The sequence below is a fragment of the Brevibacterium zhoupengii genome (assembly GCF_021117425.1).
Lineage (GTDB): Bacteria > Actinomycetota > Actinomycetes > Actinomycetales > Brevibacteriaceae > Brevibacterium > Brevibacterium zhoupengii.
Genome location: NZ_CP088298.1, coordinates 547,757 through 573,310, shown reverse-complemented (window position 1 = coordinate 573,310; position 25,554 = coordinate 547,757). Strand labels below are relative to the sequence as shown.

Annotated in this window: 23 protein-coding genes; 13 read left to right on the top strand and 10 right to left on the bottom strand. The window is 62.8% G+C overall.

Annotated features, from left to right (window positions below):
• Positions 1-59 precede the first annotated feature (59 nt).
• Complete coding sequence (gene aceA, locus LQ788_RS02575) at positions 60-1,370, bottom strand: isocitrate lyase (RefSeq protein WP_231444990.1); 1,311 nt, start codon at positions 1,368-1,370, stop codon at positions 60-62.
• Positions 1,371-1,547: 177 nt separating this feature from the next.
• Between aceA and LQ788_RS02570 the strand changes: the two genes are divergently transcribed.
• Positions 1,548-2,999: a helix-turn-helix transcriptional regulator gene (locus tag LQ788_RS02570; RefSeq protein ID WP_231444988.1), complete on the top strand. Its 1,452-nt coding sequence runs from the start codon at positions 1,548-1,550 to the stop codon at positions 2,997-2,999.
• A gap of 11 nt (positions 3,000-3,010) precedes the next feature.
• Here the strand turns inward: LQ788_RS02570 and LQ788_RS02565 are convergent, their stop codons facing one another.
• On the bottom strand, positions 3,011-4,663 hold the full coding sequence (locus LQ788_RS02565) for an FAD-dependent oxidoreductase (RefSeq protein ID WP_231444986.1): 1,653 nt from the start codon (positions 4,661-4,663) through the stop codon (positions 3,011-3,013).
• Positions 4,664-4,700: 37 nt separating this feature from the next.
• Between LQ788_RS02565 and LQ788_RS02560 the strand changes: the two genes are divergently transcribed.
• The 3 genes from LQ788_RS02560 to LQ788_RS02550 all read left to right on the top strand — a co-directional run bounded on the left by LQ788_RS02560 (position 4,701) and on the right by LQ788_RS02550 (position 6,663).
• Positions 4,701-5,921 carry a site-specific DNA-methyltransferase gene (locus LQ788_RS02560; RefSeq protein ID WP_231444983.1) on the top strand — a complete coding sequence of 407 codons (1,221 nt, stop codon included), beginning with the start codon at positions 4,701-4,703 and terminating at the stop codon, positions 5,919-5,921.
• A 92-nt stretch (positions 5,922-6,013) separates the two neighbouring features.
• The gene (locus LQ788_RS02555) at positions 6,014-6,220 is read left to right on the top strand and encodes an FmdB family zinc ribbon protein (protein WP_262908303.1); all 207 of its coding nucleotides are present in this window, start codon (positions 6,014-6,016) and stop codon (positions 6,218-6,220) included.
• Between the two features lie 146 nt (positions 6,221-6,366).
• The gene (locus LQ788_RS02550; RefSeq protein ID WP_009883449.1) at positions 6,367-6,663 is read left to right on the top strand and encodes an antibiotic biosynthesis monooxygenase family protein; all 297 of its coding nucleotides are present in this window, start codon (positions 6,367-6,369) and stop codon (positions 6,661-6,663) included.
• Between the two features lie 33 nt (positions 6,664-6,696).
• On the opposite strand, the gene LQ788_RS02545 is transcribed toward LQ788_RS02550, so the two are convergent.
• Both LQ788_RS02545 and LQ788_RS02540 read right to left on the bottom strand, forming a co-directional pair.
• On the bottom strand, positions 6,697-7,431 hold the full coding sequence (locus LQ788_RS02545; protein WP_231444979.1) for a potassium channel family protein: 735 nt from the start codon (positions 7,429-7,431) through the stop codon (positions 6,697-6,699).
• A gap of 40 nt (positions 7,432-7,471) precedes the next feature.
• Positions 7,472-8,806, bottom strand: coding sequence for a TrkH family potassium uptake protein (locus tag LQ788_RS02540; RefSeq protein WP_231444977.1), 1,335 nt, complete (start codon positions 8,804-8,806; stop codon positions 7,472-7,474).
• A gap of 216 nt (positions 8,807-9,022) precedes the next feature.
• Here LQ788_RS02540 and LQ788_RS02535 point away from each other — a divergent pair, with 216 nt between their 5' ends.
• Complete coding sequence (locus LQ788_RS02535; RefSeq protein WP_231444975.1) at positions 9,023-10,480, top strand: APC family permease; 1,458 nt, start codon at positions 9,023-9,025, stop codon at positions 10,478-10,480.
• 463 nt (positions 10,481-10,943) lie between these two features.
• Here the strand turns inward: LQ788_RS02535 and LQ788_RS02530 are convergent, their stop codons facing one another.
• Positions 10,944-12,164 carry an aminomethyltransferase family protein gene (locus tag LQ788_RS02530; protein ID WP_231444974.1) on the bottom strand — a complete coding sequence of 407 codons (1,221 nt, stop codon included), beginning with the start codon at positions 12,162-12,164 and terminating at the stop codon, positions 10,944-10,946.
• Between the two features lie 240 nt (positions 12,165-12,404).
• Between LQ788_RS02530 and LQ788_RS02525 the strand changes: the two genes are divergently transcribed.
• The 4 genes from LQ788_RS02525 (at position 12,405) to LQ788_RS02510 (ending at position 16,579) form a co-directional block, all read left to right on the top strand.
• Positions 12,405-13,265, top strand: coding sequence for a methylenetetrahydrofolate reductase (locus tag LQ788_RS02525; RefSeq protein WP_231444972.1), 861 nt, complete (start codon positions 12,405-12,407; stop codon positions 13,263-13,265).
• A gap of 145 nt (positions 13,266-13,410) precedes the next feature.
• Entirely contained in the window at positions 13,411-13,911 is a 501-nt protein-coding gene (locus tag LQ788_RS02520) for a carboxymuconolactone decarboxylase family protein (protein WP_231444970.1), read from the top strand.
• A gap of 14 nt (positions 13,912-13,925) precedes the next feature.
• Entirely contained in the window at positions 13,926-14,831 is a 906-nt protein-coding gene (locus LQ788_RS02515; RefSeq protein WP_231444968.1) for a sigma-70 family RNA polymerase sigma factor, read from the top strand.
• 164 nt (positions 14,832-14,995) lie between these two features.
• On the top strand, positions 14,996-16,579 hold the full coding sequence (locus tag LQ788_RS02510) for an FMN-binding glutamate synthase family protein (RefSeq protein WP_231444966.1): 1,584 nt from the start codon (positions 14,996-14,998) through the stop codon (positions 16,577-16,579).
• 4 nt (positions 16,580-16,583) lie between these two features.
• Here the strand turns inward: LQ788_RS02510 and LQ788_RS02505 are convergent, their stop codons facing one another.
• The 3 genes from LQ788_RS02505 to LQ788_RS02495 form a co-directional block, all read right to left on the bottom strand.
• Entirely contained in the window at positions 16,584-17,372 is a 789-nt protein-coding gene (locus LQ788_RS02505; RefSeq protein ID WP_231444964.1) for an IclR family transcriptional regulator, read from the bottom strand.
• Positions 17,373-17,522: 150 nt separating this feature from the next.
• Entirely contained in the window at positions 17,523-18,779 is a 1,257-nt protein-coding gene (locus LQ788_RS02500; RefSeq protein ID WP_231444962.1) for an aminopeptidase P family protein, read from the bottom strand.
• 173 nt (positions 18,780-18,952) lie between these two features.
• The gene (locus LQ788_RS02495) at positions 18,953-20,455 is read right to left on the bottom strand and encodes a PucR family transcriptional regulator (protein WP_231444960.1); all 1,503 of its coding nucleotides are present in this window, start codon (positions 20,453-20,455) and stop codon (positions 18,953-18,955) included.
• Positions 20,456-20,563: 108 nt separating this feature from the next.
• On the opposite strand from LQ788_RS02495, the gene LQ788_RS02490 reads away from it, so the two are divergent.
• From LQ788_RS02490 to LQ788_RS02480, 3 genes are all read left to right on the top strand, one after another.
• The gene (locus tag LQ788_RS02490) at positions 20,564-22,081 is read left to right on the top strand and encodes a purine-cytosine permease family protein (protein ID WP_231444958.1); all 1,518 of its coding nucleotides are present in this window, start codon (positions 20,564-20,566) and stop codon (positions 22,079-22,081) included.
• Positions 22,078-22,485 carry a universal stress protein gene (locus tag LQ788_RS02485; protein WP_231444956.1) on the top strand — a complete coding sequence of 136 codons (408 nt, stop codon included), beginning with the start codon at positions 22,078-22,080 and terminating at the stop codon, positions 22,483-22,485. The genes LQ788_RS02490 and LQ788_RS02485 overlap by 4 nt, the downstream gene beginning before the upstream one ends.
• A gap of 80 nt (positions 22,486-22,565) precedes the next feature.
• A complete protein-coding gene (locus tag LQ788_RS02480) occupies positions 22,566-23,330 on the top strand; it encodes a creatininase (protein ID WP_231444954.1) in 765 nt (254 codons plus the stop codon).
• A gap of 17 nt (positions 23,331-23,347) precedes the next feature.
• On the opposite strand, the gene LQ788_RS02475 is transcribed toward LQ788_RS02480, so the two are convergent.
• Positions 23,348-23,830 carry a nucleoside deaminase gene (locus LQ788_RS02475; RefSeq protein ID WP_231444952.1) on the bottom strand — a complete coding sequence of 161 codons (483 nt, stop codon included), beginning with the start codon at positions 23,828-23,830 and terminating at the stop codon, positions 23,348-23,350.
• A gap of 24 nt (positions 23,831-23,854) precedes the next feature.
• Positions 23,855-24,604, bottom strand: coding sequence for an IclR family transcriptional regulator (locus tag LQ788_RS02470; RefSeq protein WP_231444950.1), 750 nt, complete (start codon positions 24,602-24,604; stop codon positions 23,855-23,857).
• Positions 24,605-24,725: 121 nt separating this feature from the next.
• On the opposite strand from LQ788_RS02470, the gene LQ788_RS02465 reads away from it, so the two are divergent.
• The gene (locus tag LQ788_RS02465) at positions 24,726-25,517 is read left to right on the top strand and encodes an IclR family transcriptional regulator (protein WP_231444948.1); all 792 of its coding nucleotides are present in this window, start codon (positions 24,726-24,728) and stop codon (positions 25,515-25,517) included.
• The last annotated feature ends 37 nt before the right edge of the window (positions 25,518-25,554 follow it).

Genomic DNA, 25,554 nt, shown 5'->3' with positions numbered 1-25,554 from the left:
ACCGGTCCACCGGCAGTGCCGGTGCCTGTCATCCGGTGACCGCTCGGGTCACCGAGGGCTCAGCTGAACTGAGCGGATTCGGTCGAGCCGGCCAGAGCGGTCGTCGAGGACTCTGGGTTCAGGGCCGTCGAGACCAGGTCGAAGTAACCGGTTCCGACCTCGCGCTGGTGCTTGGTTGCGGTGTAGCCGCGGTCCTCGGCAGCGAACTCGCGCTCCTGCAGCTCGACGTACGAGGTCATCTGGTTGCGGGCGTAGCCGTGAGCCAGATCGAACATCGAGTAGTTGAGTGCGTGGAAGCCGGCCAGCGTGATGAACTGGAACTTGTAGCCCATGGCTCCCAGCTCGCGCTGGAACTTCGCGATGGTGGCATCGTCGAGGTGCTTGCGCCAGTTGAACGACGGCGAGCAGTTGTAGGCCAGCATCTGGTCCGGGTACTCAGCATGGATGGCGTCGGCGAACTGCTTGGCGGCGTCGAGATCCGGTGTGGAGGTCTCCATCCACAGCATGTCCGCGTAGGGGGCGAAGGACAGTCCGCGGGCGATGCCTGCTTCGATGCCGTTCGTGATCTTGTAGAAGCCTTCGGAGGTGCGCTCGCCGGTGACGAAGCGCTGATCGCGTTCGTCGATGTCCGAGGTCATCAGCGTGGCTGCCTCAGCATCCGTACGGGCGATGACGAGGCTGGGCACGTTCTCGACGTCGGCCGCGAGGCGAGCCGCGTTGAGGGTGCGGATGTGCTGCGAGGTCGGGACGAGAACCTTGCCGCCGAGGTGGCCGCACTTCTTCTCGGAACCGAGCTGATCCTCGAAATGCACACCGGCTGCACCGGAGGAGATCATCGAGCGCATGAGTTCGTAGACGTTGATCGAACCGCCGAAGCCTGCTTCTGCGTCGGCCACGATCGGAGCGAACCAGTCGTCGACGTTCTTCTTGCCTTCCGAGGTCTCGATCTGGTCGGCGCGCATCAGCGCATTGTTGATCCGACGCACGACCTGCGGCACCGAGTTGGCCGGGTAGATCGACTGATCCGGGTAGGTCTGTCCGGCGTTGTTCGCGTCGGCGGCGACCTGCCAGCCGGAGAGGTAGATGGCGTTGAGGCCGGCCTTGACCTGCTCAACGGCCTGGTTGCCGGTCAGTGCACCGAGTGCGTTGACGTAGTCACCGGACTTGATGTCGGTGGAGGCCACCTGGTTCCACAGGCGCTCGGCGCCGTGGCGAGCCAGTGTGTGCTCTTCGATCAGCGAACCGCGCAGTTTGACGACATCCTCTGGCTCGTAGTCACGAGCGACTCCCGACCAGCGGGCGTTGGTGGCCCAGTCGCGGCGGATGGCCTCAGCATCGTGCAAGTTGCTCTGCGTGGTGTTCTCAGTCATTCTCATTCACTCCTCGTCGTTCGGGGTTGGTGAGATCAGTCTGCCGTGGCCGCAAGGGGGTCGATAGAGATTTCTTTGATGAATAATCGCCTGTTTTCCGGTTTTAGAAATTCTGGCGTTCTGTCATACTGATTCTCACTGCATGTGAACCAGGCCACGCTGTCGACGGGAGCCGCAATGACAAGCAACGAGACGGATACGAGGGCCGCTGAACAGGAGGCGGATACTCTCAGCATCGGCAGAAGAATTCGCTTTTTTCGCAAACAGCGCGGGCTGACCCTCACGGAGCTGGGCGAGCAGGTGGGGCGTGCTGCCTCCCAGATCTCGACGATCGAGAACGGTAAGCGAGAAACTTCTGTCACTCTGCTCAGCGCCATCGCGAAGGCCCTGCACACGGAGGTCACCGAGCTCCTCGACCCCACTCCTGTCGACGGCAGGCAGGGCCTCGAACTCGAGGCCGAGCGCAACCAGGCCTCGCCCATGTACTCCTCGCTGGGTCTGCCGCAGGTGCGGATCAAGTCGCTGCCCCACGACGCACTTGAAGCGATCGTGGGCCTGCAGCGACAGCTGGGCCAGGTTCTCGAACGTCGGGCCGCGACACCGGAAGAGGCCCGTCGGGCCAACCGGGAGCTGCGCGAGCGGATGCGCGAGAAGAACAACTACTTCGCCGACTTGGAGGCCCAGGCTGCGGAGCTGCTGCGCCTGGCCGACTACGAGTCCGGCACCGTGTCACAGCGGCAGACGGCGATGATCGCGGAGAAGCTGGGCTTCAGCCTCCACTACGTCTCTGACCTGCCGAATTCGACCCGGTCGATCTCTGATACCGCGAACAACCGTCTCTACCTGCCCAACGCCGATGCCGCCGCGGATCCGCGCTCCCATCTCCTCACGAGCCTTGCCGCCCACGTTCTCGGTCATGATTCCCCGAAGGACTTCAGCGAGTTCCTCCAGCAGCGGGTCGAGGCGAACTACCTGGCCGCGGCGGTGCTGCTGCCGCAGAGCGCTGCCGTGCCGATGCTTGTCGAGGAGAAGCGCAAGCGTGAGATCTCGGTCGAGCACCTGCGCGATATGTTCGGAGTCAGCTACGAGATGGCCGCCCACCGGTTCACGAACCTGGCCACCGAGCATCTGGGGCTGCCCGTGCACTTCATGAAGGTCCATCGCTCGGGCACGATCCACAAGGCGTACTCGAATGACGGTCTGCCCTACCCGACCGACCCGCTCGGCGCCATCGAAGGACAATTCGCGTGCAAACGGTTCACCTCGCGCACGGTGTTCCGAGTCGCCGACAGATTCAGCCCGTACTACCAGTACACGGACACCCCAGAGGGATCATTCTGGTGCACCGCTCGAGTGCTCCCCGGCGGTGACTTCGCCATCAGCGTCGGCGTTCCATTCGCCCACGTGAAGTGGTTCGAGGGACGGGAATCACCGATCCGGTCGAAGTCGGCCTGCCCGGATCCCGCCTGCTGCCGGCAGGCACCGGAGGACCTCGCCGAGAAGTGGGAGAACCAGGCACTGCCCTCGGCGCAGATGCACGCATCCCTGCTCGCGGCTGTGCCCCCGGGCGCCGTCCCCGGCGTCGATGACACCGAGGTCTACGAGTTCCTCGAACGCCACTCCGGCTAAGTTCGCACGCCTCAGTCGTCCGCGTCGGCGGGCCCGTCGAAGACCTGGTTCGCGATGCGTTCGGCCGTCGCCAACGCCGAGGTGGCCCCTGACTTTGGCAGGCTTCTGACCATGGTGAGCCTGCCGCGCGTGGTCACCCGCAGTTCGTCCACGAGCGTGCCCTCGGCGTCGATGGCCTGTGCGCGGATGCCGCGCGAGTCCGCCCGGACGGCAGTGGCGTCGATGGCCGGAACGAACTTCCGGATCTCCTCGACGAAGGCCGAGGTGCTCACGGCCGACTTGGCTCCGCGAGCGGCGGTCTTCGCTGTCTGTGCCGCAAACTTCCAGAACCCTTTGAAGCCGACCGTCGACCCCATATCGCCGAGGTTGAAGCCGTGCTTGTCATAGCGTTCGCGCCCCAAGGACACGATGGTGTTCGGGCCCAGGACGAGTCCATCGTTGATGCCTCTGACCACGGACCTCTCGGAGAACGGGGAGCTCGGATCGGGAACAGTGCTGATGATGCCCCGGACCACCTCGGCGGGGGCCTCGACGGCGTAGTAGTCGCTGGTGAACGGGACGATGCGGGGGTCGTCGTCGAAGCCGGAGGCCACCGCCAGCCGGTCGGCCTGGAGGCCGGCGCAGACGATGACGAGGTCGAACACCTCCGTGTCCTCAGCACGGTCCGGACGATCACGCTCGCGAGCCGCCGGGCGTTCACGCTCATGGGTCGCCGGACCATCGCTCTCCGAGGTCGGACGCTCAGGTTCGCCAACTGGGCGACCGCTCTGTGATCCCGGGCGTTCACGCCCCGAAGTGGGATTGGTGAATCGCTCGCTGAGGCTGCCGATCGTGTCTTCGACCTGTTTGAACCAGTCCTTTTCGCCGAAGCGGCTGCGCAGCTCGTCGCGGAAGTCGATGACCGGTCCGGTGGTGTTGTCCCCGCGGTAGGTTCGCGGCGCCTCGTGCACCTGATCGTCGATATCGCTGCGCTCGGAAGTCTCGTCGCGGCCAGAAGAATTGCTGTGGCCTGAAGAATCGTCGTGGCCTTCGGAATCGGTACTGCCGACAGCATCGCCATCGCCTGCCACATCGTCGTGTGACTCCGGTGCTGCCGCGCGCATGCGCAGGCGCACCTCGTTGCTCATCACGTCGAAACCGGTGACCTCGGTACCCAGGCGGAACGTACCGCCGGCTGCGCTGACATCGGAGGCGAGCGCCTCGGCGAGAGCCGTGAAATCGGTGACAGCCGTGTGCGGCGCGTACAGCGCGAGGACGCCCCTGGCGTTGGGTTCGACCTCCCGCATCTCCTTGCGGTCAAGCAGCCGGACTCCCGGGATCGAGTTCGCTTCGGCCCGGGCGAGGATCTCCTCAAGACGATCGGCCTCATCGGTGTTCTGCGCAACCAGCAGCTGGCCGCACTCCCGGTAGGGGATGCCGCGTTCGGACACGAACGGGACCAACAGCTCCACACCTCGGCGGGCGAGCTTCGCCTCCGGCGACCCGGGCTGCGCAGCGAGGGCAGGATCCACGACCCCCGAGGTGTGCCCGCTCTGATGTGCGGCGAGGCGTTCGGCCTTGTCGAAGACGGTGACTTCGGCGTCGGGGAACCTGTTGGTGACCTCGCGGGCGAGCGCCACTCCGACGATCCCGGCACCGACCACGGCCACTCGTGAAATACTCATACAGCAATCTTGGCACCGATCGCGGAGAAGGAGAAGGATGTCGACGGCCCTGAACTGGACTGGCAAGGACGCCGCCTTCGCCCTCGGTCGAAGGCTGATCTCCACGGATGCTTCCGGTCACCTCGGCGAGGGTCCGCACTTTCTTCGCGAGGGTGAGGCCTACGTGCCCACGATCGACGAGAACATGCTCGTCGTCGGGGACAATCTGCCGGCGCTGACCGGACTGTTGGCCACGCATCGGGGGCGGATCAAGGTCGTCTACATCGATCCGCCCTACAACACGGGCAATGCGCTGGCGTATAAGGATCACGGGCACGATCACGCGAGCTGGCTGAACTTCATGACGCCGCGGCTCATGCTGGCGCGTGAACTCATGCGCGAGGATGGGGTGATCTTCATCCACCTCGACGATGGTGAGAGTGCCTGGGCGCAGCTGTTGGGGCATGAGATCTTCGGCGAAGCCAACTCGCTGGGCACCCTCATTCATCAGCGAGCGAAGGGCGGAGGCAACTCCCCCTCCTTCGTCCGCGGTCACGATTATGTCCATGTGTGGGCCAAAGTCGCTGATCAGGCGGGTGCGTTCCTGACGGAGAAGAAGGCACCGGCGAAGCTCGAGATCATCGACGGCAAACGCATGCTCGTCGAAACCGATGTGCTGCGCGCCGGCTTCGGCCGCTACGCCCGCGGTCAGGAACGTCGACTCATGTACGAGGACATCCTTGAGGTCAAGGGCGGGAAGAAGCTCGCCGAGGTGGATGCGAAGTTGGGGTCGGGCGAATATGTTCTGCGCCCCTGGGGTCCAGCGGGCAAACATGCCGTCGTGCGGGTGACGCCGGCGGAGAAGGCGAGCTCCAAGCTCTACTCGATCGTCAAGGCCCTGGGCGGGCAGAACGACCTCGAGGATCTCGGGCTGGGTGGGATCTTCAGTTATCCGAAGCCTGTCGAACTGGTCAAGACGCTTGTGGCCTCACAGACCTTCTTCGATCCCGAGGCGATCGTCCTCGACTTCTTCGCCGGCTCGGGCACAACCGCGCAGGCGGTGATGGCGGCCAACCAACGCGATGCAGGCTCACGCACGTTCATCCTCATCCAGACCCCGGAACCGCTGCAGACGAAGAATGCGCGCAGCCTGGTGGGCGCGGATTCCGAGGACGGTTTCCCCGAGATCAGCCGCCTGACAGCGGAGCGGATCCGACGTGCCGCGAAACGCCACGACCCTGAGCTTCGCTTCACCGAAATCACGGTGGCCGAGCAGTGAATTCTCACCGGCACCCTTGAGTCTTTTCTGGTGGCGGTGTAGGAATACATCAAGGCTGATCTGTCGGCAATGATTTCGAGAAGAGTGATCTTGTGCCCACCTATGTCTATCGATGCACGACCTGCGGCGACACCGAACAGGAGTCTCCGATGAGCCGGAAACCCGAATCCGTCACGTGCCCCGGCTGCCACGGCACGGCCGAATCCGCGTTCACCTCGCCCCACCTCGGCGCCGGTTCCGGGACTGCCTTCGGCGTCATCGATGCAACGAGGAAGAGCGAAGACGAACTGACTCGGTGAGAACTTCAGCGGAGATCCAGAATCGGATCGTAGGCTGAAGACCGACCGGCCATTACCACTGGATGCCGGTCGACACTACAACTCGGCGTCGGGCCCAGTCCTCGGACTCACCTCGACGTCACGAACCCTCTTCACAAGGAGCGTCTATGTCAGTCGTCGCCATCAACACCCTCACCGTTCCCGAAGCTGCACGCGGCGAACTCGAGAAGCGCTTCGCGGCACGCAAGCACTCCGTCGACGGTTCACCCGGCTTCGAAGGCTTCCAGCTGCTGCGCCCGGTCTCCGGCGGCGACCAGTACTTCGTCTACACCCAGTGGGCCACCCGCGAAGACTTCGAGAACTGGCGCCAGGGCCGCAAGCCCTCACACGAGACCAGCGGCAAGGAACCCGTCTCGGAGCAGGCCAACCTCCTCGAGTTCGAGGTCGTCGACCTCGGCGAGTGAGGGCCGCCCTCGACGAGGGCACCGGATCGCGCTCTAGCTGTCGTTGTCCTTGTCGAGTTCACTGAAGGTCTCCACGTTCCGCGGCGTGCCGGCGATGAGGATCTCATCGTTGGCATAGAGCGTGACTTCGCGGTCGGCGATGTCCCAAGAACCGCCTCCATCGCGTTTGAAGGCGACGATCGTGACCCCGTACTCAGTGCGCAGACCCAGCGAAGCCAGCGGAACGTCGGCGACTCGCACCGGCGGTGTGGTTCTGGCGAGGACGAAATCCTCATCGATGGGCAGGAAGTCCGAGATGTGTCCCTTGATGAGGTGAGCCAGGCGTCGGCCCATGTCGTTTTCCGGGCTGACCACGTTCTTGACCCCCAGCTGATGGAGGATCTCGGCGTGGGGTTCGGTGATGGCCTTGGCCCAAATATGCCGATTGCCCAATTTGAGGATGCGTGAGGTGATGAGGATGCTCGCTTCGAGGTCGCTGCCCACTGCGATGACGACCCTGTCGACCTCCTCGATACCGGTCTGCTGCAGGACAGTCTCATCGGTGGCATCACCGCGGGAGACGTAGGTCAGCGCCTCGGCGTGGTCCGACACAACCTCCTCGGAGATGTCGATCCCGATGACCTCGACTCCGTGTTTGACGAGTTCCCTCGCCAGGGATCCGCCGAAGCGGCCCAGACCGATCACGGCCACCGCTCCATGCCGGGCAGCAGGTTTCGGATTGCCGGCGAAGAACACCGCTGGCCGAGACAACCATGACTTCTCATTCATTTCGAGATCCTCTCTGGACTGTCAACAGTACTGTCATCCATCAGCCGATCAGCGGCCTTTCCTTCGGCAGTTCGAATCGTTGTGGGCGCACTCGCAGGGCCAGCACCGAGGCGACCGTCACCGGGCCGAGTCGCCCCAGGGCCATCGTGATGATGATGACCACCTGACTGAGTCCCGGCAGATCCGCTGTGATCCCCGTCGACAGCCCGACGGTTCCGAAGCCTGAGATGACTTCGAAGAGGATCCGATCGAAGCCGAGCGACGGAGCGTCAAGCATGATGACCATGGTTGCCGCAACGATGAGTCCCAAGGACAACACGATGACCGTCGTTGCCTGCCTGTGCACGGACCGGGACACTCGCCGGCCGAGCAGATTCACTGCTCGACCACCGGTGATCTCGGTCCAGGTCATGGCACCGAGCACGAGGAACGTCGTGATCTTCACACCACCGGCGGTACCGGCGGGACCTCCTCCGATGAACATCAGAATGTCCATTCCCAGCCAGGTCGCGGGATGCATCTGCGAGATGTCGACCGAGTTGAACCCGGCCGTGCGGGTGATGGTGGACTGGAACGCAGACGCCTGGATCTTTCCCCACACGTCGAGAGTCCCCATGGTGTTCGGGTTGTTCCATTCGATCACCGCGATGTAGATCGCTCCACCGAGAAGCAGCACCGGCGTCATGACGACGACGGCTCGGGTGGTCAGACTCCAGGTCAACGGTGACCGGTAACGCCTGGCCAATTCGATGACCACCGGATACCCGAGGCCGCCGAGGATGACGGCGCAGCTGATCGGGCCGCAGATGAATGGGTCCGCCACGAAGTCCATGAGGCTGTTGCTGCGCAGACCGAAGCCGGCGTTGTTGAAGGCTGAGATCGAGTGGAAGACCGCATTCCATACCGCGGCACCCAGCGGCTCGTCGTAGAAGAGACGCAGACGCACGAAGAGTGCCACAGCGACGACGAACTCTGCCCCTAAGGCGAGCGCGACGATGCGCCGCACCATGGGCGCGATTCCGCCGATCGTCGAGCTCCTGGTCTCCGTGGCCACGGATTGGCGGAGCCGCAGACCCGCCTTGCCTGCTACCACGATTGCCAGGAGGGCGGTGAAGAGAAGGACCCCGAGGCCACCGATCTGGATGAGGACGAGGATGACCGCCTGACCGAAGAAGGTGAAATCTCCTCCGGTATCGAGAACCGCCAATCCGGTCACGCTCAGCGCCGAGGTGGCGGTGAAGAGTCCTGACAGCAGCGAGATGCCGCCCGGTGCCACCGTGGCGGCAGGCGTCATCAGCAGTCCCGTACCGATCACGAGGGCTGTGAGGTATCCGATCACCACACGGGTGATGGCATCACGATGAGTGCTGTGCACAGCGAGAAATCTAGCATCAAGTCACCCACCAAAACCATGGCACGACAAACTCACAGGTCGTGTTCTCACCGCTTCACATGCTCTGGCTGAAAGCCGACTTGCGCTGCGCAATGGCACCCACGTCCGTTTCGGAGCTGACGTTGAGATTACCGGCCGGAAACTCTCAGAATCCTGCTACTGTGCACAACAGCAGAGTCGGTTGAAGAGAGGGATGCGATGTCGCAACAGCAGCAGACAGAGGTCGATGACCGAGGCCACGGTTTCGTCAAGGCGCTTGGCTCAGTCGATGCACTATTCATCGGATTCGGGGCGATGATCGGCTTCGGCTGGGTCGTCCTCACCGGCGAATGGCTCAGCGGTGCCGGCACCCTGGGCGCGATTCTCGCATTCGTCGTCGGCGGCATCATCATGTGCTTCGTCGGCACCGTCTATTCTGAGATGGTCGCAGCCATGCCGCACGCTGGAGGTGAGCACAACTATCTCATCCGGGCGATGGGCCCCAAGGTCTCACTCTTCGGGTCCTGGGCGATAACTGGCGGCTACATCAGCGTTGTCATGTTCGAAGCAGTCGCAGTTCCGAAGACCGCCCTGTATCTGTTCCCCAACCTCGAACACATCAAGCTGTGGACCATCGCCGACTTCGACGTCTACCTCACCTGGGCCCTCGTCGGCACCGTCACCGCGATCATCATCTCCTGGATCAACATCCGCGGCGTCAAGCTTGCCTCGCTGGTGCAGACCTTCGTCGTCTCATTTCTCATCATCGTCGCCTTCCTCCTCCTGGCCGGTGGCCTCGTCGGAGGTGAAGCTGCCAACACCCAACCTCTCTTCACCGGTGGCGGCGCCGGCTTCATCGCCGTAGTCGCTGTCGTACCGTTCCTGTTCGTCGGCTTCGACGTCATCCCGCAGTCGGCAGAGGAAATCAAGCTTCCACCGGCAAAGATCGGGAAGCTGGTCGTTGCTTCAGTCTTCATGGCGATCGCGTTCTACATCATCATCATCTGGATGACCTCGCTGGCGATGCCTGCCTCGGAACTGGCCACCCACGACCTCGTCACGGCCGACGCGTTGGCGACGATGTTCAATTCCGCCTTCTGGGGCAAGCTCGTCATCGCCGGTGGGCTCGCCGGAATCATCACCTCGTGGAACGCATTCCTCATGGGCTCGTCCCGCCTGATGTGGGCCATGGCCGTGGCCGGCATGATTCCTGCCTGGTTCGGCAAGCTGCACCCTAAATACCGCACCCCCGTCAACTCCATCATCTTCATCGGCATCCTCTCAGCCCTGGCTCCGTTCCTGGGCTCAGCGGCTCTGGGCTGGATCGTCGACGCAGGGTCACCGGCGATTGTCATCGCCTACTTCCTCGTCAGCGTCGGATTCATCATTCTGCGCAAGCGCGAACCTGCAATGGACCGCCCCCTGCGTATTGGCGGCAAGGGCAATGGCGGCATGATCATCGGCACCGTCTCGGCCGTGCTCACCCTGGCACTCTTCATCCTCTACCTGCCCATCACCCCGTACTCCGCGCAGCTGGCGTGGCAGTCGTGGGCGATGTTCGGGCTCTGGCTTGCCGTCGGCATCGTCTTCATGTTCCGACTGCCCACCGGTGTCAAGGCAGGACCGAATGCGGAGAACGAACTGCTCGCGAAGGTGAAGTCGCTGCGCAAGAAGTGACGCGCGGAGGAACCGCCGCAGGGAGAAGCCGCCAACGACGCGCGGCCCGAGACGCGGCAGCTACAGATTCGGCAGCCTGAGACTTGGAGGCTGATCCGCAGCGCAGAACGGTTCCTGTTGCATAAGAGTGCGGCCATCGGAGACAGCTCCGGTGGCCGCACTCTTTTGACCGGACTTCAATGACCGGACTTCATTGCGGGATCGCTGGCGGGATACCCGTCACCATAAGCAGCAAAACACCCCGCCGCAGGTGTATGAATTGGCGCTGCCGGTGCCTCGAGTGAAACCAACGGTGGTTATTGGCACTGCGGAGAGGGAGCAGCTGCGCGGGGAGGAAATGGAGTTGCGGGAGGCAGGCAGAGGCGAGCGCGGCCACCGGCATATCGCACAGTGACCGCGCTCGGATCAGGGGAACGGAGCCTAGAGGCAGAGACCTCCCGCTATCCAGTCGCACGCCGCTGCCTCAGACGGCGGCGTCGAGACCCCTGCCCTTGAGCAGTTCGCGCTGGTTGGGATTGACGCTCGAACGGAACGGCATCTCCACCACCTCGGCGCGGACGGGCTCTCCCGGGTTGTCGGCAAAGGGCTCGGGCAGGTGCACCCAGTACTCTGTGCCCAACGCCGTGGCCTCGACCGGCACATGGGCCATCGCGATATTGGCCTCGAGTTCCGGCGAATACCACGGTGAGGTCACGTAGCCGACCGCCTCACCATCGGCGCTGGCGCTGACAAGCCAGAAGTCCGGCGCGTAGTCCGTGATCGGCTTGCCGCCGACCAGCAGACCCACGAGCTGCGTCCTGAACGGCGGAGTTCCGGCTGCGATCTGCTCACGAACAGCTTCGAGCTTCGCCTTGCCGATGTAGTCGGCTTCCTTCTTCCGCGGCACCTGGTAAGAGAGGTTGACCTGGAACGGGTAGGTCTCGAAGTCCATGTCCTGGCCCCATGAGAGGATGCCCGCGGCGATCCTGCGGTGATGGCTGGGAGCAACGACCTTGAGGTTGTAGGGTATGCCGGCGGCGAGCACCGCGTTCCACATGTCCTCGGCGTACTTCGTCGAGTCCTTGAGGTAGATCTCGTAGCCCTTCTCCCCCGTGAATCCGGTCTGGGAGATGATGACGTCGTGGCCGCCGACTTGGGCTTCCATGAGTCCGTAGCTGGGCAGTGTGCGTCCTTCTTCCCCGACGAGATCGGCGATGACATCGACGGACTTCGGCCCCTGAACCTGCACCGGCGAAACGTCGATCTCGGCGATGGTGACGTCGAATCCCTTGCCGACATTGACGCCCTGCAGCCAGAGCATGAGATCGGTGTCGGAGAGACTGAACCAGAATTCATCGATCGCCACTCGCAGCAGGATCGGGTCGTTGAGGATGCCTCCGGCCTCATTGCACAGGATCACATAGCGAGCGCGCATGACGGGGATCTTGGTCGCGTCACGGGTGATGACATAGTTCACGAACGCCTCGGCGTCGGGGCCCTTGACCTGAATCTGACGTTCGACGGCGACGTTCCACAAGGTCACGTCGTTGACGAGGGATTGGTACTCGACCATCATCCCGCCGTCTTCGCGGGGCACATAGCCGCGCGGGTGATACATCCGGTTGTAGATCGAGGCCCGCCAGCAGCCTTCCTGCATGGACAGCTCCCAGTACGGTGACTTCCGCACTCGAGTGTCGATGAGCATCTCGACCGGTGTGGGGCCTGATTGGCGTAGGTTGATTGGGACTTGTCTGTCGCTTTGGTCCACTGATGGAACGTTGTTGTCCATGATGTTCCCTGCCTCAAACAGTTCTATAATATGGAACTGGATTCCCATATTATGGGTACAATTAGTGTAGGATCGAAGTATCGACGGACGCAAGGGTTTCCGAAGAGAATCATCATTCGTCGACCACTTCCCAGGAGTCTCTCAAGGGAGCCGAGGATGTCACAGGAAGTTCTGGCCTCACTGCTGAAGTCCGCACGGTACGAAATCCTTCCTACCGCGGGCGTGGTCGACCGTGTCCACGAATATGTCGTACCCGGCCGCGTGATCACCGTGACCGCCTCGACCGGCCTGACCCTCGAGGCGACCCTGTCCACGGCAGAACAGCTGCAGGCGCTCGGCTTCACTGCCGTCCCCCACATCGCGGCACGAATGGTCCAAGGCAGAACCGAACTCGAGGAGATCGTCGACCGCCTGACCCAGGCCGGCATCGATCGGATCTTCGTCCCGGCCGGCGACGCCACCCCTCCAGCGGGTGGCTATGCGGGTGCACTCGACCTCATCATCGACCTCGCGAGCATGGCGGCACCGATCCAGCATCTCGGCGTCAGCGCCTATCCGGAAACCCATCCGCTCATCCCCGACGATGTCACCGTCCAAGCGATGTGGGACAAACGCGACTACGCCACCCACCTCGTGTCGAACCTGTGCTTCGACCCCGGAACCATCGCCACCTGGCTGGCCAGGGTGCGAGCACGCGGGATTGACCTGCCGCTCGTCCTCGGCATCGCGGGCAAGGTGGAACTGGCGAAGCTGGCCCGGGTCGCATCGAAGATCGGCGTCGGCGAATCGACGCGGTTCCTGCGCAAAAACACCGTCACATTCACCAAGATGGCCAAGCCCGGCGGGTACAACCCACGGAAGTTCCTCGACAAACTCGCACCCGTCCTGGACAACCCGTCAATGGGTGTGGCCGGTCTCCATATCTACACGTTCAACCAGATCAAGGACACCGAGATCTGGCGGCGCAGGCAGCTTGCGGCTCTCGGCCATAGCGACGAGGTCCCCAGCACCTCCTGAGGCAGCAGGCGTGCCTGACCGACAACAGATTCGCGTGACCATGTCACACTTCGAGCCCGCCATCCGACAAGGTAGGTGACAGGCGAAATACGCCTGCCGCAGCGTTCCCAGCGGAACGAGCAGTTCCTGTCAGAAAAGGACACTCATGACTCGTATCAGCCTCAACCAGGTCAGCAAGAAGGGCTACTCCCATGTCGCTCGACTCGACACCTACTGCCGCACCGCACTCGGCGACGAACTCTACGATCTCATCAAGCTCCGCGCCTCAATCGTCAACGGCTGCGGCTTCTGCGTCGACATGCACTCCACCGACCTGGAGCGCCTCGGCGTCCCCTCCCGAAAGCTCTTCGCTGTCTCAGCCTGGCAGCACGCCGGCGCCCTGTTCGATGAGCGGGAGCGCAGCGTCTTCGCCCTTACGGATGCGGTGACGAAGCTCGGACCGGAGACTGTCACGGATGAGATCTGGGACGAGACAGCCAAGCACTTCAACGCCGAGCAGCTCGGCGACCTGCTCCTGGCCATCTCCACGATCAACATCTGGAATCGCCTGGCGATCGCCACCGAGACCACACCGCCGGTCGACGATGAAACAGCAGCGCCCGCCGAGGTGGCCGTTGACTCGGGCGCGGAATCATCGGCCGACTGATCTACATTGGGAAGGTGGACGAGATCGAGCTCGGCATCGCTGAGGACACAGACACCATCACCGAGGCGACCCGCGCCTGGGACGCTGAGAAGGGTCGTCTGTTCGGTATCGCCTACCGCATCCTCGGCGATGCCGGCCACGCTGAGGATGTGGTCTCGGAAGTCGGCATGGCTGCGGTCGTCCACGAACGCAAGGCCGACGAAGCCATCGCTTCCTGGCCGGCCTGGCTGACAACAGTGAGCGTCCGGCGTGCGATAGACCGCTCCCGGCACCTCTCCAGCATCAAGGAGGACTATCCGGGTCCGTGGCTGCCTGAGCCGGTCGCAAACGATCAGCTGCCCGAGGACGCGGTCGCGAACCGGGAGCTGCTGTCACTGACGCTTCTCCACCTTGCCGAGCAGCTGAGCCCGGAGGCTCGAGCGGCCTTCGTCCTGACCCGGGCATTCGACATGAGCGCCGAGGAGGTCGCCCGAATTCTCGAGAAGAAGCCGGCCGCTGTGCGGCAGATGGTCTCACGCGCAGCACGCCGCCTCGACGTGGATCAGCAGGTGACTCGTGCAGCGGACAGGAGAGCGCTCACTCGCCTCATCGACGCCATCCACAGCGGAGATCTGTCCACAGCGCTCTCGCTGCTGTTGGCCGAGGACGCCGTGTTCTGGGCCGATGGCGGAGGAAAGGTCGCCTCGGCCCTCAACCCGATCTTCGGTGCCGAACGGATCACTCGGTTCCTCGACTCCGTCATCACCCCGGGCGACCCGAGCGGTCAGGATTTCAAGGGAATCGTCGAAGTCAACGGCGGGGTGGCTGTCGACGTTGTCCGTGCTGGTCACAACCATGTCCTTGAGGTGCAGGTCGATGCCGCCTCTCGCATCGCCAGCCTGCGCCTGGTGAGCAATCCGGACAAACTGGGTCGGATCTGAACTCGCAGGAAAACCTCTCACTCCTCACCGGGTTGAGGCATACCATGACCTCAGAGAGGGATGTTGCCCGACGCCGCTGTGGTGCAATCACAGCCTGTGGCGCCCGTCGCTGAGATCGTGACCCGAAACTCGGGGCTTCATCTTTCGCTCGGGAGGAGATCGTGATGGGGCGTTTTCTGGCAATCGCTGCGACACTCAGCATCCTTGTCGCCCTGGGATGGGCGGCAGCAGTCGGACTGTGGGCATGGTGGGTGATCGGGGCACTCGTCGCCGCCGTCATCGTTCTTGCGATCTACGACCTCACGCAGAAGAAGCACGCGATCCTGCGCAACTATCCGGTCGTCGGGCACCTGCGGTTCCTGCTCGAGAGTCTGCGACCAGAACTCCAGCAGTACTTCATCGAACGCAACTGGGACGGCCGCCCCTTTGACCGCGACACACGTTCGATCGTCTACGAACGATCCAAGGGCATCCACGGGGAGAAGGCCTTCGGCACCGAACGCGACGTCAACGCCGCAGGCTACGAATACCTTGTCCATTCCACCGCCCCGGTGCCCGCCCCTTCGACGCCGCCACGGGTCATGGTGGGCGGCCCCGACTGCTCACAGCCTTACAGCATGTCGCTGCTCAACGTCTCGGCGATGAGCTTCGGTGCCTTGTCCCCCAACGCGGTGCGAGCGCTCAATCGCGGAGCCGAGTTGGGCGGCTTCGCCCACGACACCGGCGAGGGTGGAATTTCGCCCTACCACCTCGAGAACAATGGCGACCTGATCTGGGAAGTCGGCTCCGGATACTTCGGCACACGCACCGCCGACGGCCGGTTCGATCCGGACCAGTTCGCGCAGCAGAGTTCACGTGACCAGGTGAAGTGTGTGTCCCTGAAACTGAGTCAGGGAGCGAAGCCGGGCATCGGAGGCGTCTTGCCGGCGGCGAAGGTCAATGCGGAGATCGCGGCGGCCCGCGGAGTCCCGCAGGGAGAGAAGTGCGTCAGTCCCCCAGCCCACTCTGCCTTCAGCACTCCGACCGAACTCATCGAATTCATCGCCCGTATGCGTGAACTGTCGGGTGGCAAACCGGCTGGCTTCAAGTTGTGCGTCGGCTCCCGTGTCGACGTGTTGGCGATCTGCAAGGCCATCATGGATGTCGGTACGGCCCCGGACTTCATCATCGTCGACGGCTCCGAGGGCGGAACGGGTGCGGCTCCTCTCGAGTTCGAAGACCACATGGGCACACCGCTGACCGACGGACTGCTCACCGTCCACAACGCGCTGGTCGGAACCGGTCTGCGCGACCAGATTCGAATCGGGGCCAGCGGCAAGGTCGCTGCCGGCAATGACATCGTCAAACGCCTCGCCCAGGGAGCGGACTACACGAATTCTGCGCGAGCGATGATGATGGCCGTCGGCTGCATCCAGGCCCAGATCTGTCACACCGGGCTGTGCCCCGTCGGCGTGACGACTCAGGATCCGAGGCGGCAGCGGGCCCTGCACGTCGGCGACAAGAGCGAACGCGTGAAGAACTACCAGGAGGCGACGGTCGAGCAGGCCGTCGAGATCATGGCGTCAATGGGTGTCAGCCACCCACGGGAATTGCGCCCGGAGTTCCTGCAGTGCAATGTCTCGCGCAATGAGCATCGCTCCTATGCCGAACTCTACGAATGGCTGCAGCCGGGAGAGCTGCTGGCTCAGGCACCGCAGTCGTGGGCGCAGGACTGGGCCCACGCAGACTCAGGCTCCTTCAGGAACTGAGTTCTCAGCTGCCGCCGAGTCTCTTAGTCACCTGGCGGGCAGCGTCGACGCAGATTCGGCTCAACCTCTCAACGGCTTCGTCACCGACCCGGAATCGCGGTGCTGGGATGAGGATCGCTGCAACTGTGACACCGCGATGATCCTTAACGGGCGCGGCTATCCCGACCGCCGCTGAAGAAGTCTCACCACAGTTGACGGCGACACCTGTCTCTGCGACCTGCTCCAGCCGCGACAGGTATCCGTCGATGTCCAGACCAGTGTCATCTTGGCCAGATGCCGTAATGGCGCCGTCAGCAATCATCTCGCGAATCCGACCCGGATCCTCATCTGCCAGGAACACCTGGACGGATGCGCTCAGAGCCGTCCCATACCGAGAGCCGAGGCTGGAGGTGTGCTTGACCTCGTGTGAGCTGGGGATCTGTTCAACTGTGATCGACTCAGTACCGTTCCAAACCATGAGTGCGCTCGTCTCGCCGGTCTTGGCCGTGAGGTCCTGCAGGATCGGGTAGCTGGCGCGTCGGACATCGAGATCGGCGAGCAGCGGCCCGGCAATCGCAATGATGCCCAATCCGAGTCGGTACCGACGCGACTGCCCCTGCTCGACGATGCCTTCGCGTTCCAAGGATGCCAGGATCCGCGATACCGAGCTCTTGTGCAGGCCGACCTTCGGGGCGATCTCGGTGACGCCGAGTTCCTGTCGATCCGGGCTGAAGCAGCGCAGGACCGCGACCGCGTTCTCGATGACCGATGCACCGCGGCCACCGGAGTCGGTTGACGATTTCTGTCGGGGCATACGCCACATCCTAATCTGCGCCCAGGCCAATTGGTCTGCACCGAGCTGGTCTGGCCGAGGGGAACTGCGTGAGAACGCATTCGGGAGGGCCGGCCAGATGGCGTTCAGCTGGTCGGCCCTCCCGATCGGGGAGACAGTGCGAGGACGTCCTCAGGCGGGGATGATGTTGTGGTCCGGGCCGAAGGGGAACTTCGTGATGTCCTCGCCGCCGTTCTCACCGACGACGACGATGTCATGCTCGCGGTAACCGCCTGCTCCTGGATCGCCGTCGAGGACGGTGATCATCGGCTCCATCGAGACGACCATGCCCGGCTCGATGACGGTTTCGATGTCCTCACGCAGCTCCAGACCAGCTTCGCGTCCGTAATAGTGGCTGAGAACACCGAACGAGTGGCCATAGCCGAAGGTGCGGTTGGCGAAGAGGCCATGCTCGATGTAGATCTCATTGAGCTCGGCAGCGATGTCCTTGCACACAGCACCGGGTTTGATGAGTTCGATACCGCGTTTGTGCACCTCGACATTGACATTCCACAGTTCGAGCGACCTGTCGTCGGGCTCACCGTAGAAGAGCGTGCGTTCGAGTGCGGTGTAGTAGCCGGTGGGCATTGCGAAGCAGTTGAGACTGAGGATATCGCCCTTCTGGATCTTCCTCGTCGTCGCCCAGTTATGAGCCCCGTCGGTGTTGATACCTGACTGGAACCAGACCCAAGTGTCGCGGATTTCCTGTTCGGGGAACGTCTTCGCGATTTCGTGGACCATGGCTTCGGTACCGATCAGGGCCAACTCGTATTCGCTGATGCCCTCGGTGATCGCCGCTTTGATGGCTTCGCCACCGAGGTCGCCGATCCGGGCGCTGTGTCTGATGACCTCGATCTCTTCGGCGGATTTGATCATGCGCTGGCGCATCGACTCTTGCGAGATGTCGATGAGAGTCGCATCGGGGAAGGCGCTCTGGATCTTATTGCGATTCTCCAGCGGCAGGTTGTCGTCTTCGACGCCGAGACGCTTGGCCTTAATGCCTCGCTGACGAAGCCCCTCCTGGATCGCGAAGAGGTAGTTGTCGCGGCGCCAGTCGGTGTAGACGATGTTCTCGCCATAGCTCGTGCGCCATGGCATGCCCGCATCGATGTTCGCAGTGATCGTCACGGTGTCGTCTGGGGTCACCACCATCGCATAGGAGCGCCCAAAGTAGGTGAAGAGGAAGTCCGAGTAGTACTTGATGTTGTGATACGAGGTGAGGACGACCGCGTCCAGCTCCTTCTCGACCATGATCGAGCGCAGCCCGGTGAGGCGCCGTTCCATTTCGGCATCGGAGAAGGTGAGTTTGGTCTTCGACCCGTTGTGCAGGACCTTGAGGCGTTCGAGTTCCGCGACATCGGTGGCCGGAGTCGACGTATTGACAGTCATGTGTGCTCCTTTGAGAAATTCGATCCGTCCTCGTTGACGCTCGTCGTCATCATCGAGACCGTGAACATGTTGCGTTCATTACAACCATGTTGCACTCACCGTAAGCTCCGCTGAAGCCCCCGTCAAGCGTTCAGAGAACATTCCCTCGCCGAGGTGGCCCACCGTCAGCGCGTTCAGACCGAGTGATACTTGCTGGGTATCTGCCGCAGCACGCGAAGCGCGACCATGAGTCCTGCGATCCTGCCGGTACCTCGCGGATCGCCGCCGATGAGCGTGAATATCCGCTGCAGCCGATTGTGCATGGACTGCCGTTCGAGGAAGAGTGACCTCGCCGCCTCAGCGGTGTTGCATCCCGAGCGCAGCCACGCTTCGAGCGTATCGACGAGGTGGGTGCCCTTCTGCGCGTCATGCCCGATGACTTCGCCGAGCAGTTCCTCCACCAGGCGCACCTTCGCCGCCGATGTGAGGTTCTCCGAGACCATCCGGTCGATGATGGAACCATCGGAGTCGAAGACCTCTGCCCGGTTCGGGCTCGCGGCGGCCAGCTCCAGTGTCAGCCGCGCCTGCTCGAGGGAGTAAGCACCACCCCGGACTCCGTCGACGACCGGGCCGACGCAGATTGAGGCACCCAGCTCGTCGATGCTCTCTTCGAGACCTGCCAGCACATCATTGCGCGCCCGCCGCTGCTGGCGCGGAGAGAGGACGGCCAGCCCGATCATCTCGCCCGGATTCGCGTAGACGATGACTCGTTCCGCGCGCCCATCCAGTGCCCGATCGACTCGTCCGCGCAGACGATTCGCGTCGGTTGTCCGAGCAGAGATCATCACGAGCGGAAATTCTGGGTCGATGCCTGCCGGCCCGCATAGGTCGGCAAGTGCCGCTTCTCTCCCGTCGGCCGCAACGGCGCGGATGAGCTCGATACCCGCCATATCTCCCAGCGATGGGGGCCGCTGCTGGAGCAGAGCAAGGGAGAGCACATCGGCGACTCGATCTCCGACGCTCTGGACCAGGGGTTGCTGCAGTGAGGACGCGAGATCCATCCGCAGCGTGGCCGCGATGATGCCGCGCATGGCGATTTCGACGTCGACTGTCACCCCAGAGTTCACCCGGACCTCTCCGACTTCGAGAAGTTCATCGGAGGTCGTCCCCGGAACCAGCAAAGAGACCGAGACTTCGAGTTCGACCGCGATCACCTCGAGCAGCTGTCGGATGCCCGCCCCGTTGACGAGCTCGACCGCTACCGCATGGGAGACTGCGTCGGCTCGCTGAAGAGTCGATACCGAGTCACTGACCAGAGCGCTGTTGATCGACTCGGCGATCTCAACGAAGGGGACGACTCGTCGCAGCTCGATGAGCGGCAAGCCGACTTCGATGGCTGTCTGGATGATGTCAGAAGGGATCTCCGGCAGTTCGCTGCCGGTTTCAACGGCCAACGCGGAGACGTGATGGGCCGCCAACTCTCGTATGTAGGAGCTTCGTCTCGACTTTGATGCCACAGCCAAAGCTGTTCCGCCTGAGAGCAGCAGCTCCTCACCACGCAGCAGCGGCCCGATATCGAGAACCTCGCTCGAATGGACCCAGCGCACACGAGCATCGTCCAGCTTTGCGCCGCCGGCTCGAACGATCGGGTCGCCGGACTTGAACGAAGGATGAGCAAGGATGTCGAGCAGATTCACGAGAATGACACTCCGTCATGTCGGTGCGGGAATTTGATTGACAGAATACTCGTTGTTGCGCGGGTTCGACGCACATAGGCTGACACACATCGACCAATGGAGGCCCCGATGACCGTGCATTCCACCGACACGTCCGCAACAGATTTCGGCGAGTCCGACGTAGAGGACCAGCTTCAGGCAATCCCTGAGAGAACACGCACCACCCGCGTCGGAGGCCAGTTCTGGATCTGGGCCGGAGCCAACCTCGCACCGATCAATTGGGTGCTCGGCGCCCTCGGCATCAACCTGGGCCTCGGCGTCCGCGACACCATCATAGTGATCGTCCTCGGCAACCTCGTGGGCATGTCCCTCTTCGGACTCTTCGTTCTCCTAGGCCAGAAGACGGGTGCCACCGGCATGGTGCTCGCCCGGGCAGCCTTCGGTCGCCGTGGCGATTATCTTCCTGCAGCAATTCAGGCTGCGGTGACGATCGGCTGGTGCGCCATCAACACCTATGTGATCCTCGACCTCGTTCTTGCACTCTTCGGCAAGATCGGATGGCTTGATCCGGCCGACCACAACTACGGGTGGAAGATCGGCACGGCGGCGTTCCTCATGGCGTCACAGGTGCTCATCGCCTGGTTCGGCTATCGAGCGATCGCCGCCTTCGAACGGTGGACAGTGCCGCCGACAATCGTCATCCTCATCGCCATGTCGCTCTTCGCTTGGTTCGGCATGGACATCGACTGGGGTTACGCCGGTCCTCCTGGGCAGATCCTGCACGGCTGGGAGCGCATCGCCGTGATGAGTTCGGTGATGACGGTCATCGGCATCGGCTGGGGCATCACCTGGTTCACCTACGCTGCGGACTACTCGCGGTTCGTCAGCAAATCGGTGCCCAAGCGCAAGCTGTACTTCGTCTCGACCATGGGCCAGTTCCTCCCCGTCGTCTGGCTCGGCGTCCTCGGCGCGAGTCTGGCCACCAAGTCACAGTCAGTCGACCCCGGCAAACTCGTCGTCGACAACTTCGGCGCCTTGGCCATCCCGGTCCTCCTCCTCGTCATCCATGGGCCGATCGCGACGAACATCCTCAACATCTACACCTTCTCGGTGGCCAGCCAAGCCCTCGACATCAAGGTCAAGCGCAATGTCCTCAACCTCTTCGTCGGCATCTTCTCGTTCATCGCCGTCATCTTCTTCATCTACCAGGAGGACCTGGCAGCGGTGCTCGACAGCTTCCTCAGCTCACTCGTCGCCTGGGTCGCATCGTGGGGCGGACTGATGCTCGTCCACTACTACTGGCTCAATAGAATCCGCCCCATATCGGCAGACCGTCTCTTCGACCCGATCGGTTCCAAGCGACTGCCCGACATCAACTGGGCAGGCGTGTGCGCACTCATCGGCGGCATCTTCGCGACCTGGCTGTTCATGGCCCAGTCACTCGAGGTCCTGCAGAGTCCGCTGGTTACGGCAATGGGCGGCCTCGACCTCTCCTGGCTCGCGGGTCTGACGGTCAGCGCGACCATCTACGCGATCTTCGGCCCCCGCACCCACTTCCGGTACGCGGCCAAGCTCTCCGCTGAGACCGCGCGAGCAGAGACCGCACCCGATGCACCGGCCCCCACACTGATCAAGGAGAAGCCATGACCATCGTCGTCGGATACGTCCCCTCACCCCAAGGCGAAGCCGCCCTCGACCGTGCGATTGTTGAAGCAGGACGTGACTGCGGGTCGAGACTCGTTGTCCTCAACGCTTCGAAGAGCGATCCCATCGAGGACGATCGGGCCATCGCCGATCGCAGGCAGCTCGAAGCGGTAAAGAATCGGCTGACTTCGGCAGGCATCGACTTCGACATCAAACAGACCCTTCGCGGACAGGACCCGGCTGGGGAAATCGTCGATACGGCGGACAACCTCGGCGCCTCACTCATCGTCATCGGGCTGCGCAGACGGTCATCGGTGGGAAAGATGATCTTCGGAAGCACCGCCCAAGGAGTGCTCATGAATGCCTCGTGTCCGGTTCTCGCTGTAAAAGCGCTCAATCCTCGCTGATTCCACGAGCGAAATCACTTCAAGTCGCCAGCACGGGTCACCGTGTTCCACGGCAATTCAAAAGAACAGGACATACCTCAATGACCGTATATATGGACGAGCTCGATGCCTTCGCCTATTCCACTAAGATCGGATCGGGCTCTCCTGTGCTCATTCCCGCGGGATCGATAGAGCAGCATGGGCCACACATGCCGCTGGGCGTCGACACCCTGCTCTCCCGCAGAATAGCTGGAGAGACCGCAGGCCTTGTCAATGGGCTCGTGGCCGCGCCGATCGTCTACGGCTATAAGTCCCAACAGCGTTCGGGCGGAGGAAATCACCTCCCTGGGACAACGAGCCTTGACGGGCACATCATCACGGCGATCGCCAAGTCACTCGTCCTGGAATTCGCCGGACATGGAATCAAGCACATTGCATTCATCAACGGACATTACGAGAACTATCAGTTCCTCTACGAAGGGACCGACCTCGCTCTGCGTGAACTCGCGTCGGCGCGCACCCACGATGTCACAGTCATGCTCATGTCCTATTGGGACTTCGTCGACGACACAACAATCAATGAGCTCTACCCCAATGGCTTCACCGGCTGGGATCTCGAACATGGAGGAGTCCTCGAGACATCGCTCATGCTCCACCTCTTCCCCGACCAGGTCGACATGACGCAGGTCATCGATGCCCCTCCCGCACAACTGCCGAACTACGATGTCTTGCCGGTGCGCCCCGAGCTGACACCATCCTCAGGCTGCCTGTCCTCCGGCGCAGACGCCACCGCGGGCAAGGGAAAGATCCTGCTGGAAAGGGCAAGCAGAGGCATGAGCGAGGCCATCCTCGCCGAGTTCGCCTGATCACTGGCGACTGGGTATCACTGCTCGCCGATGTCTTCGTTCCAGATTTCACCGCGCTGATCGAGCATCTGTCTCATCAGGGCTACGCACCGTTCGTCGTCAGCGACGAGGAGTTCCACGTCGTGTGCGGCCAGCAGGTCTTCGGAGACCGTGAAGTTTCGGTTCTCACCGATGACGATGCGGGGGATTCTGTACAGCAGCGCGCTTCCAGCGCACATGAAGCACGGTGACAGGGTCGTGTAAAGAGTGCATTCGCGATAGACAGATGCCGGCAACCGTCCCGCTCGTTCTAGAGCATCGGTCTCGCCGTGAAGGATCGCACTGCCCTGCTGAACTCGTCGGTTGCGGCCCACTGCAAGAACCTCATCTCCGTGAGCGAGGACCGCACCGATCGGCACGCCACCTTCATCCCATCCGAGCTCGGCCTGTTCGATCGCCAGATCGAGCATTCGCCGATCCAGTGCTGAAAGAGATGTCCGCGGGGACTGCGCATTCGACATGAGAACTCCAATCCAATCAGTAACTCACCGGTGAGTGACCTTGCGCTTAAGGCTGCGGGAGAGCAGACCGGCTTCGTCGACGAGGAGTTTGCCGACAGTCTCGTGGTGGTCAGCGATCCGCATGGTCGGACCCGAAATGCCGACAGCTGCGACAACTCTGCCGTCGACGCCGTACACTGGTGCGGCCAGAGCATCGAGGCCTTCTTCGAATTCCTCGTGCACGATTGCGTACCCGCGTTCGCGCACCTCGGCGAGGTTGTCCATGAGCTCTTTTCGCGAACCCAATGTGTATGGGGTGCGGCGTTCCAAACGGCCGGCGGGGACCGGAATGATCTCGTAGGCGTACATGATCTTACCCAGCGCCGAGCAGTGCGGCGGCACCTCGACATCGACCCAGTTCGTGGCGCCGAGGACGAAGGTCGAATCGACCTGTGCGACTTGGACGACGCCGGTGGAACTGGGAACGGCGAGGTTGACCGTCTCACCGGTCTCTTCACTCAGCCGCTGGAGAGTGGGATCAGCGGCGGTCACCAGAGTTTCGACCCGGTCAAACCGCGACGCGTAGGTCGCGAACAGAGACCCGCCGCGATAGAGCCCGTCCCCGTCACGTTCGACGAGCCCATTGCGTTCGAGGGCGGAGAGCAGGCGTGAGACCGTCGAGCGCGCCAACTCCGTCGACTCCACCACCTCGGTGTAGGAGATCGGGTCATCCGCCTTCACCACCAGCGACAATATCTCTGCCGCACGATCGATCGACTGGGTCCCATTGGTCATAACGCTCAACTCCGTCGGGGAAAGATACGCCGCGGCACCATCGGCACTCCGGCGGCATTCACCCTACATCACGCGTGGTTCGCCCCTGTCCGCGTTGTGTCATGTGAGCTACAGTTTCGAAATGAGCAACAGCGAGACGCACTCCGGCTCCGTGCACTCCGGTTCGGTGCAGTCGGTCGACCGTGCCGTGACGATCCTCGAAGTCATCGCCCGCACCGGACTCGCAGGCGTCACCGAGATCGCCGCCGAACTCGGCGTGCACAAGTCAACGGCCTCCCGCATCGTCTCCACGCTCGAAGCTCGCGGCCTCGTCGAACAGGACCAGCATCGCGGCAAGTACCGTCTGGGCCTGGGCATCCTCCGCCTCGCCGGGGCCACCACTGCCCGCCTCGACATCGTCCAGGAAGCCCGCCCCATCGCCAAGCTTCTGGCCGAACGCACCGGTGAGACGATCAACGTCGCAGTCCTCTCCGATGGAGCAGCTCTTTATCTCGACCAGGTATCGGGCAATGCCTCGGTCCAGAGCCACAACTGGGTCGGCCAGCGCATCCCTCTGCACGCGACCTCGAACGGCAAGGTACTGCTATCCGGCTTGAGTGAGGCCGGCATTCGCACAGCGCTCGAGTCAAAGCTGCCGACCTACACCCCGCACACGGTGACCTCGATCCCCCGCCTGCTCACGGAAGTCGCCGAGGTGGTCGCCGCCGGATTCTCGGTCGTCATCGATGAGCTCGAGGTTGGCCTCACCGCTGTCTCGGCCCCGATCCGCAATGCCCACGGTGATGTCATCGCCTCGATCTCTGCCTCGGGTCCGGGGTTTCGCTTCACCGACGACAAGGTCGATGCCGCAAAGGACTTGCTGGTGGCTGCGGCGACTGACATCTCGTTACGGTTCGGATGGCGCGAGGGCTGAGGATCGACTGCCGAACACACCCTTGACACACCTCGGC

Bases quoted from the DNA above. Each gene is read 5' to 3' on its own strand.
- aceA (WP_231444990.1), bottom strand. From the start codon at position 1,370: ATGACTGAGAACACCACGCAGAGCAACTTGCACGATGCTGAGGCCATC.
- LQ788_RS02570 (WP_231444988.1), top strand. From the start codon at position 1,548: ATGACAAGCAACGAGACGGATACGAGGGCCGCTGAACAGGAGGCGGAT.
- LQ788_RS02565 (WP_231444986.1), bottom strand. From the start codon at position 4,663: ATGAGTATTTCACGAGTGGCCGTGGTCGGTGCCGGGATCGTCGGAGTG.
- LQ788_RS02560 (WP_231444983.1), top strand. From the start codon at position 4,701: ATGTCGACGGCCCTGAACTGGACTGGCAAGGACGCCGCCTTCGCCCTC.
- LQ788_RS02550 (WP_009883449.1), top strand. From the start codon at position 6,367: ATGTCAGTCGTCGCCATCAACACCCTCACCGTTCCCGAAGCTGCACGC.
- LQ788_RS02545 (WP_231444979.1), bottom strand. From the start codon at position 7,431: ATGAATGAGAAGTCATGGTTGTCTCGGCCAGCGGTGTTCTTCGCCGGC.
- LQ788_RS02535 (WP_231444975.1), top strand. From the start codon at position 9,023: ATGTCGCAACAGCAGCAGACAGAGGTCGATGACCGAGGCCACGGTTTC.
- LQ788_RS02530 (WP_231444974.1), bottom strand. From the start codon at position 12,164: ATGCTCATCGACACTCGAGTGCGGAAGTCACCGTACTGGGAGCTGTCC.
- LQ788_RS02525 (WP_231444972.1), top strand. From the start codon at position 12,405: ATGTCACAGGAAGTTCTGGCCTCACTGCTGAAGTCCGCACGGTACGAA.
- LQ788_RS02520 (WP_231444970.1), top strand. From the start codon at position 13,411: ATGACTCGTATCAGCCTCAACCAGGTCAGCAAGAAGGGCTACTCCCAT.
- LQ788_RS02510 (WP_231444966.1), top strand. From the start codon at position 14,996: ATGGGGCGTTTTCTGGCAATCGCTGCGACACTCAGCATCCTTGTCGCC.
- LQ788_RS02505 (WP_231444964.1), bottom strand. From the start codon at position 17,372: ATGCCCCGACAGAAATCGTCAACCGACTCCGGTGGCCGCGGTGCATCG.
- LQ788_RS02500 (WP_231444962.1), bottom strand. From the start codon at position 18,779: ATGACTGTCAATACGTCGACTCCGGCCACCGATGTCGCGGAACTCGAA.
- LQ788_RS02490 (WP_231444958.1), top strand. From the start codon at position 20,564: ATGACCGTGCATTCCACCGACACGTCCGCAACAGATTTCGGCGAGTCC.
- LQ788_RS02485 (WP_231444956.1), top strand. From the start codon at position 22,078: ATGACCATCGTCGTCGGATACGTCCCCTCACCCCAAGGCGAAGCCGCC.
- LQ788_RS02480 (WP_231444954.1), top strand. From the start codon at position 22,566: ATGACCGTATATATGGACGAGCTCGATGCCTTCGCCTATTCCACTAAG.
- LQ788_RS02475 (WP_231444952.1), bottom strand. From the start codon at position 23,830: ATGTCGAATGCGCAGTCCCCGCGGACATCTCTTTCAGCACTGGATCGG.
- LQ788_RS02470 (WP_231444950.1), bottom strand. From the start codon at position 24,604: ATGACCAATGGGACCCAGTCGATCGATCGTGCGGCAGAGATATTGTCG.
- LQ788_RS02465 (WP_231444948.1), top strand. From the start codon at position 24,726: ATGAGCAACAGCGAGACGCACTCCGGCTCCGTGCACTCCGGTTCGGTG.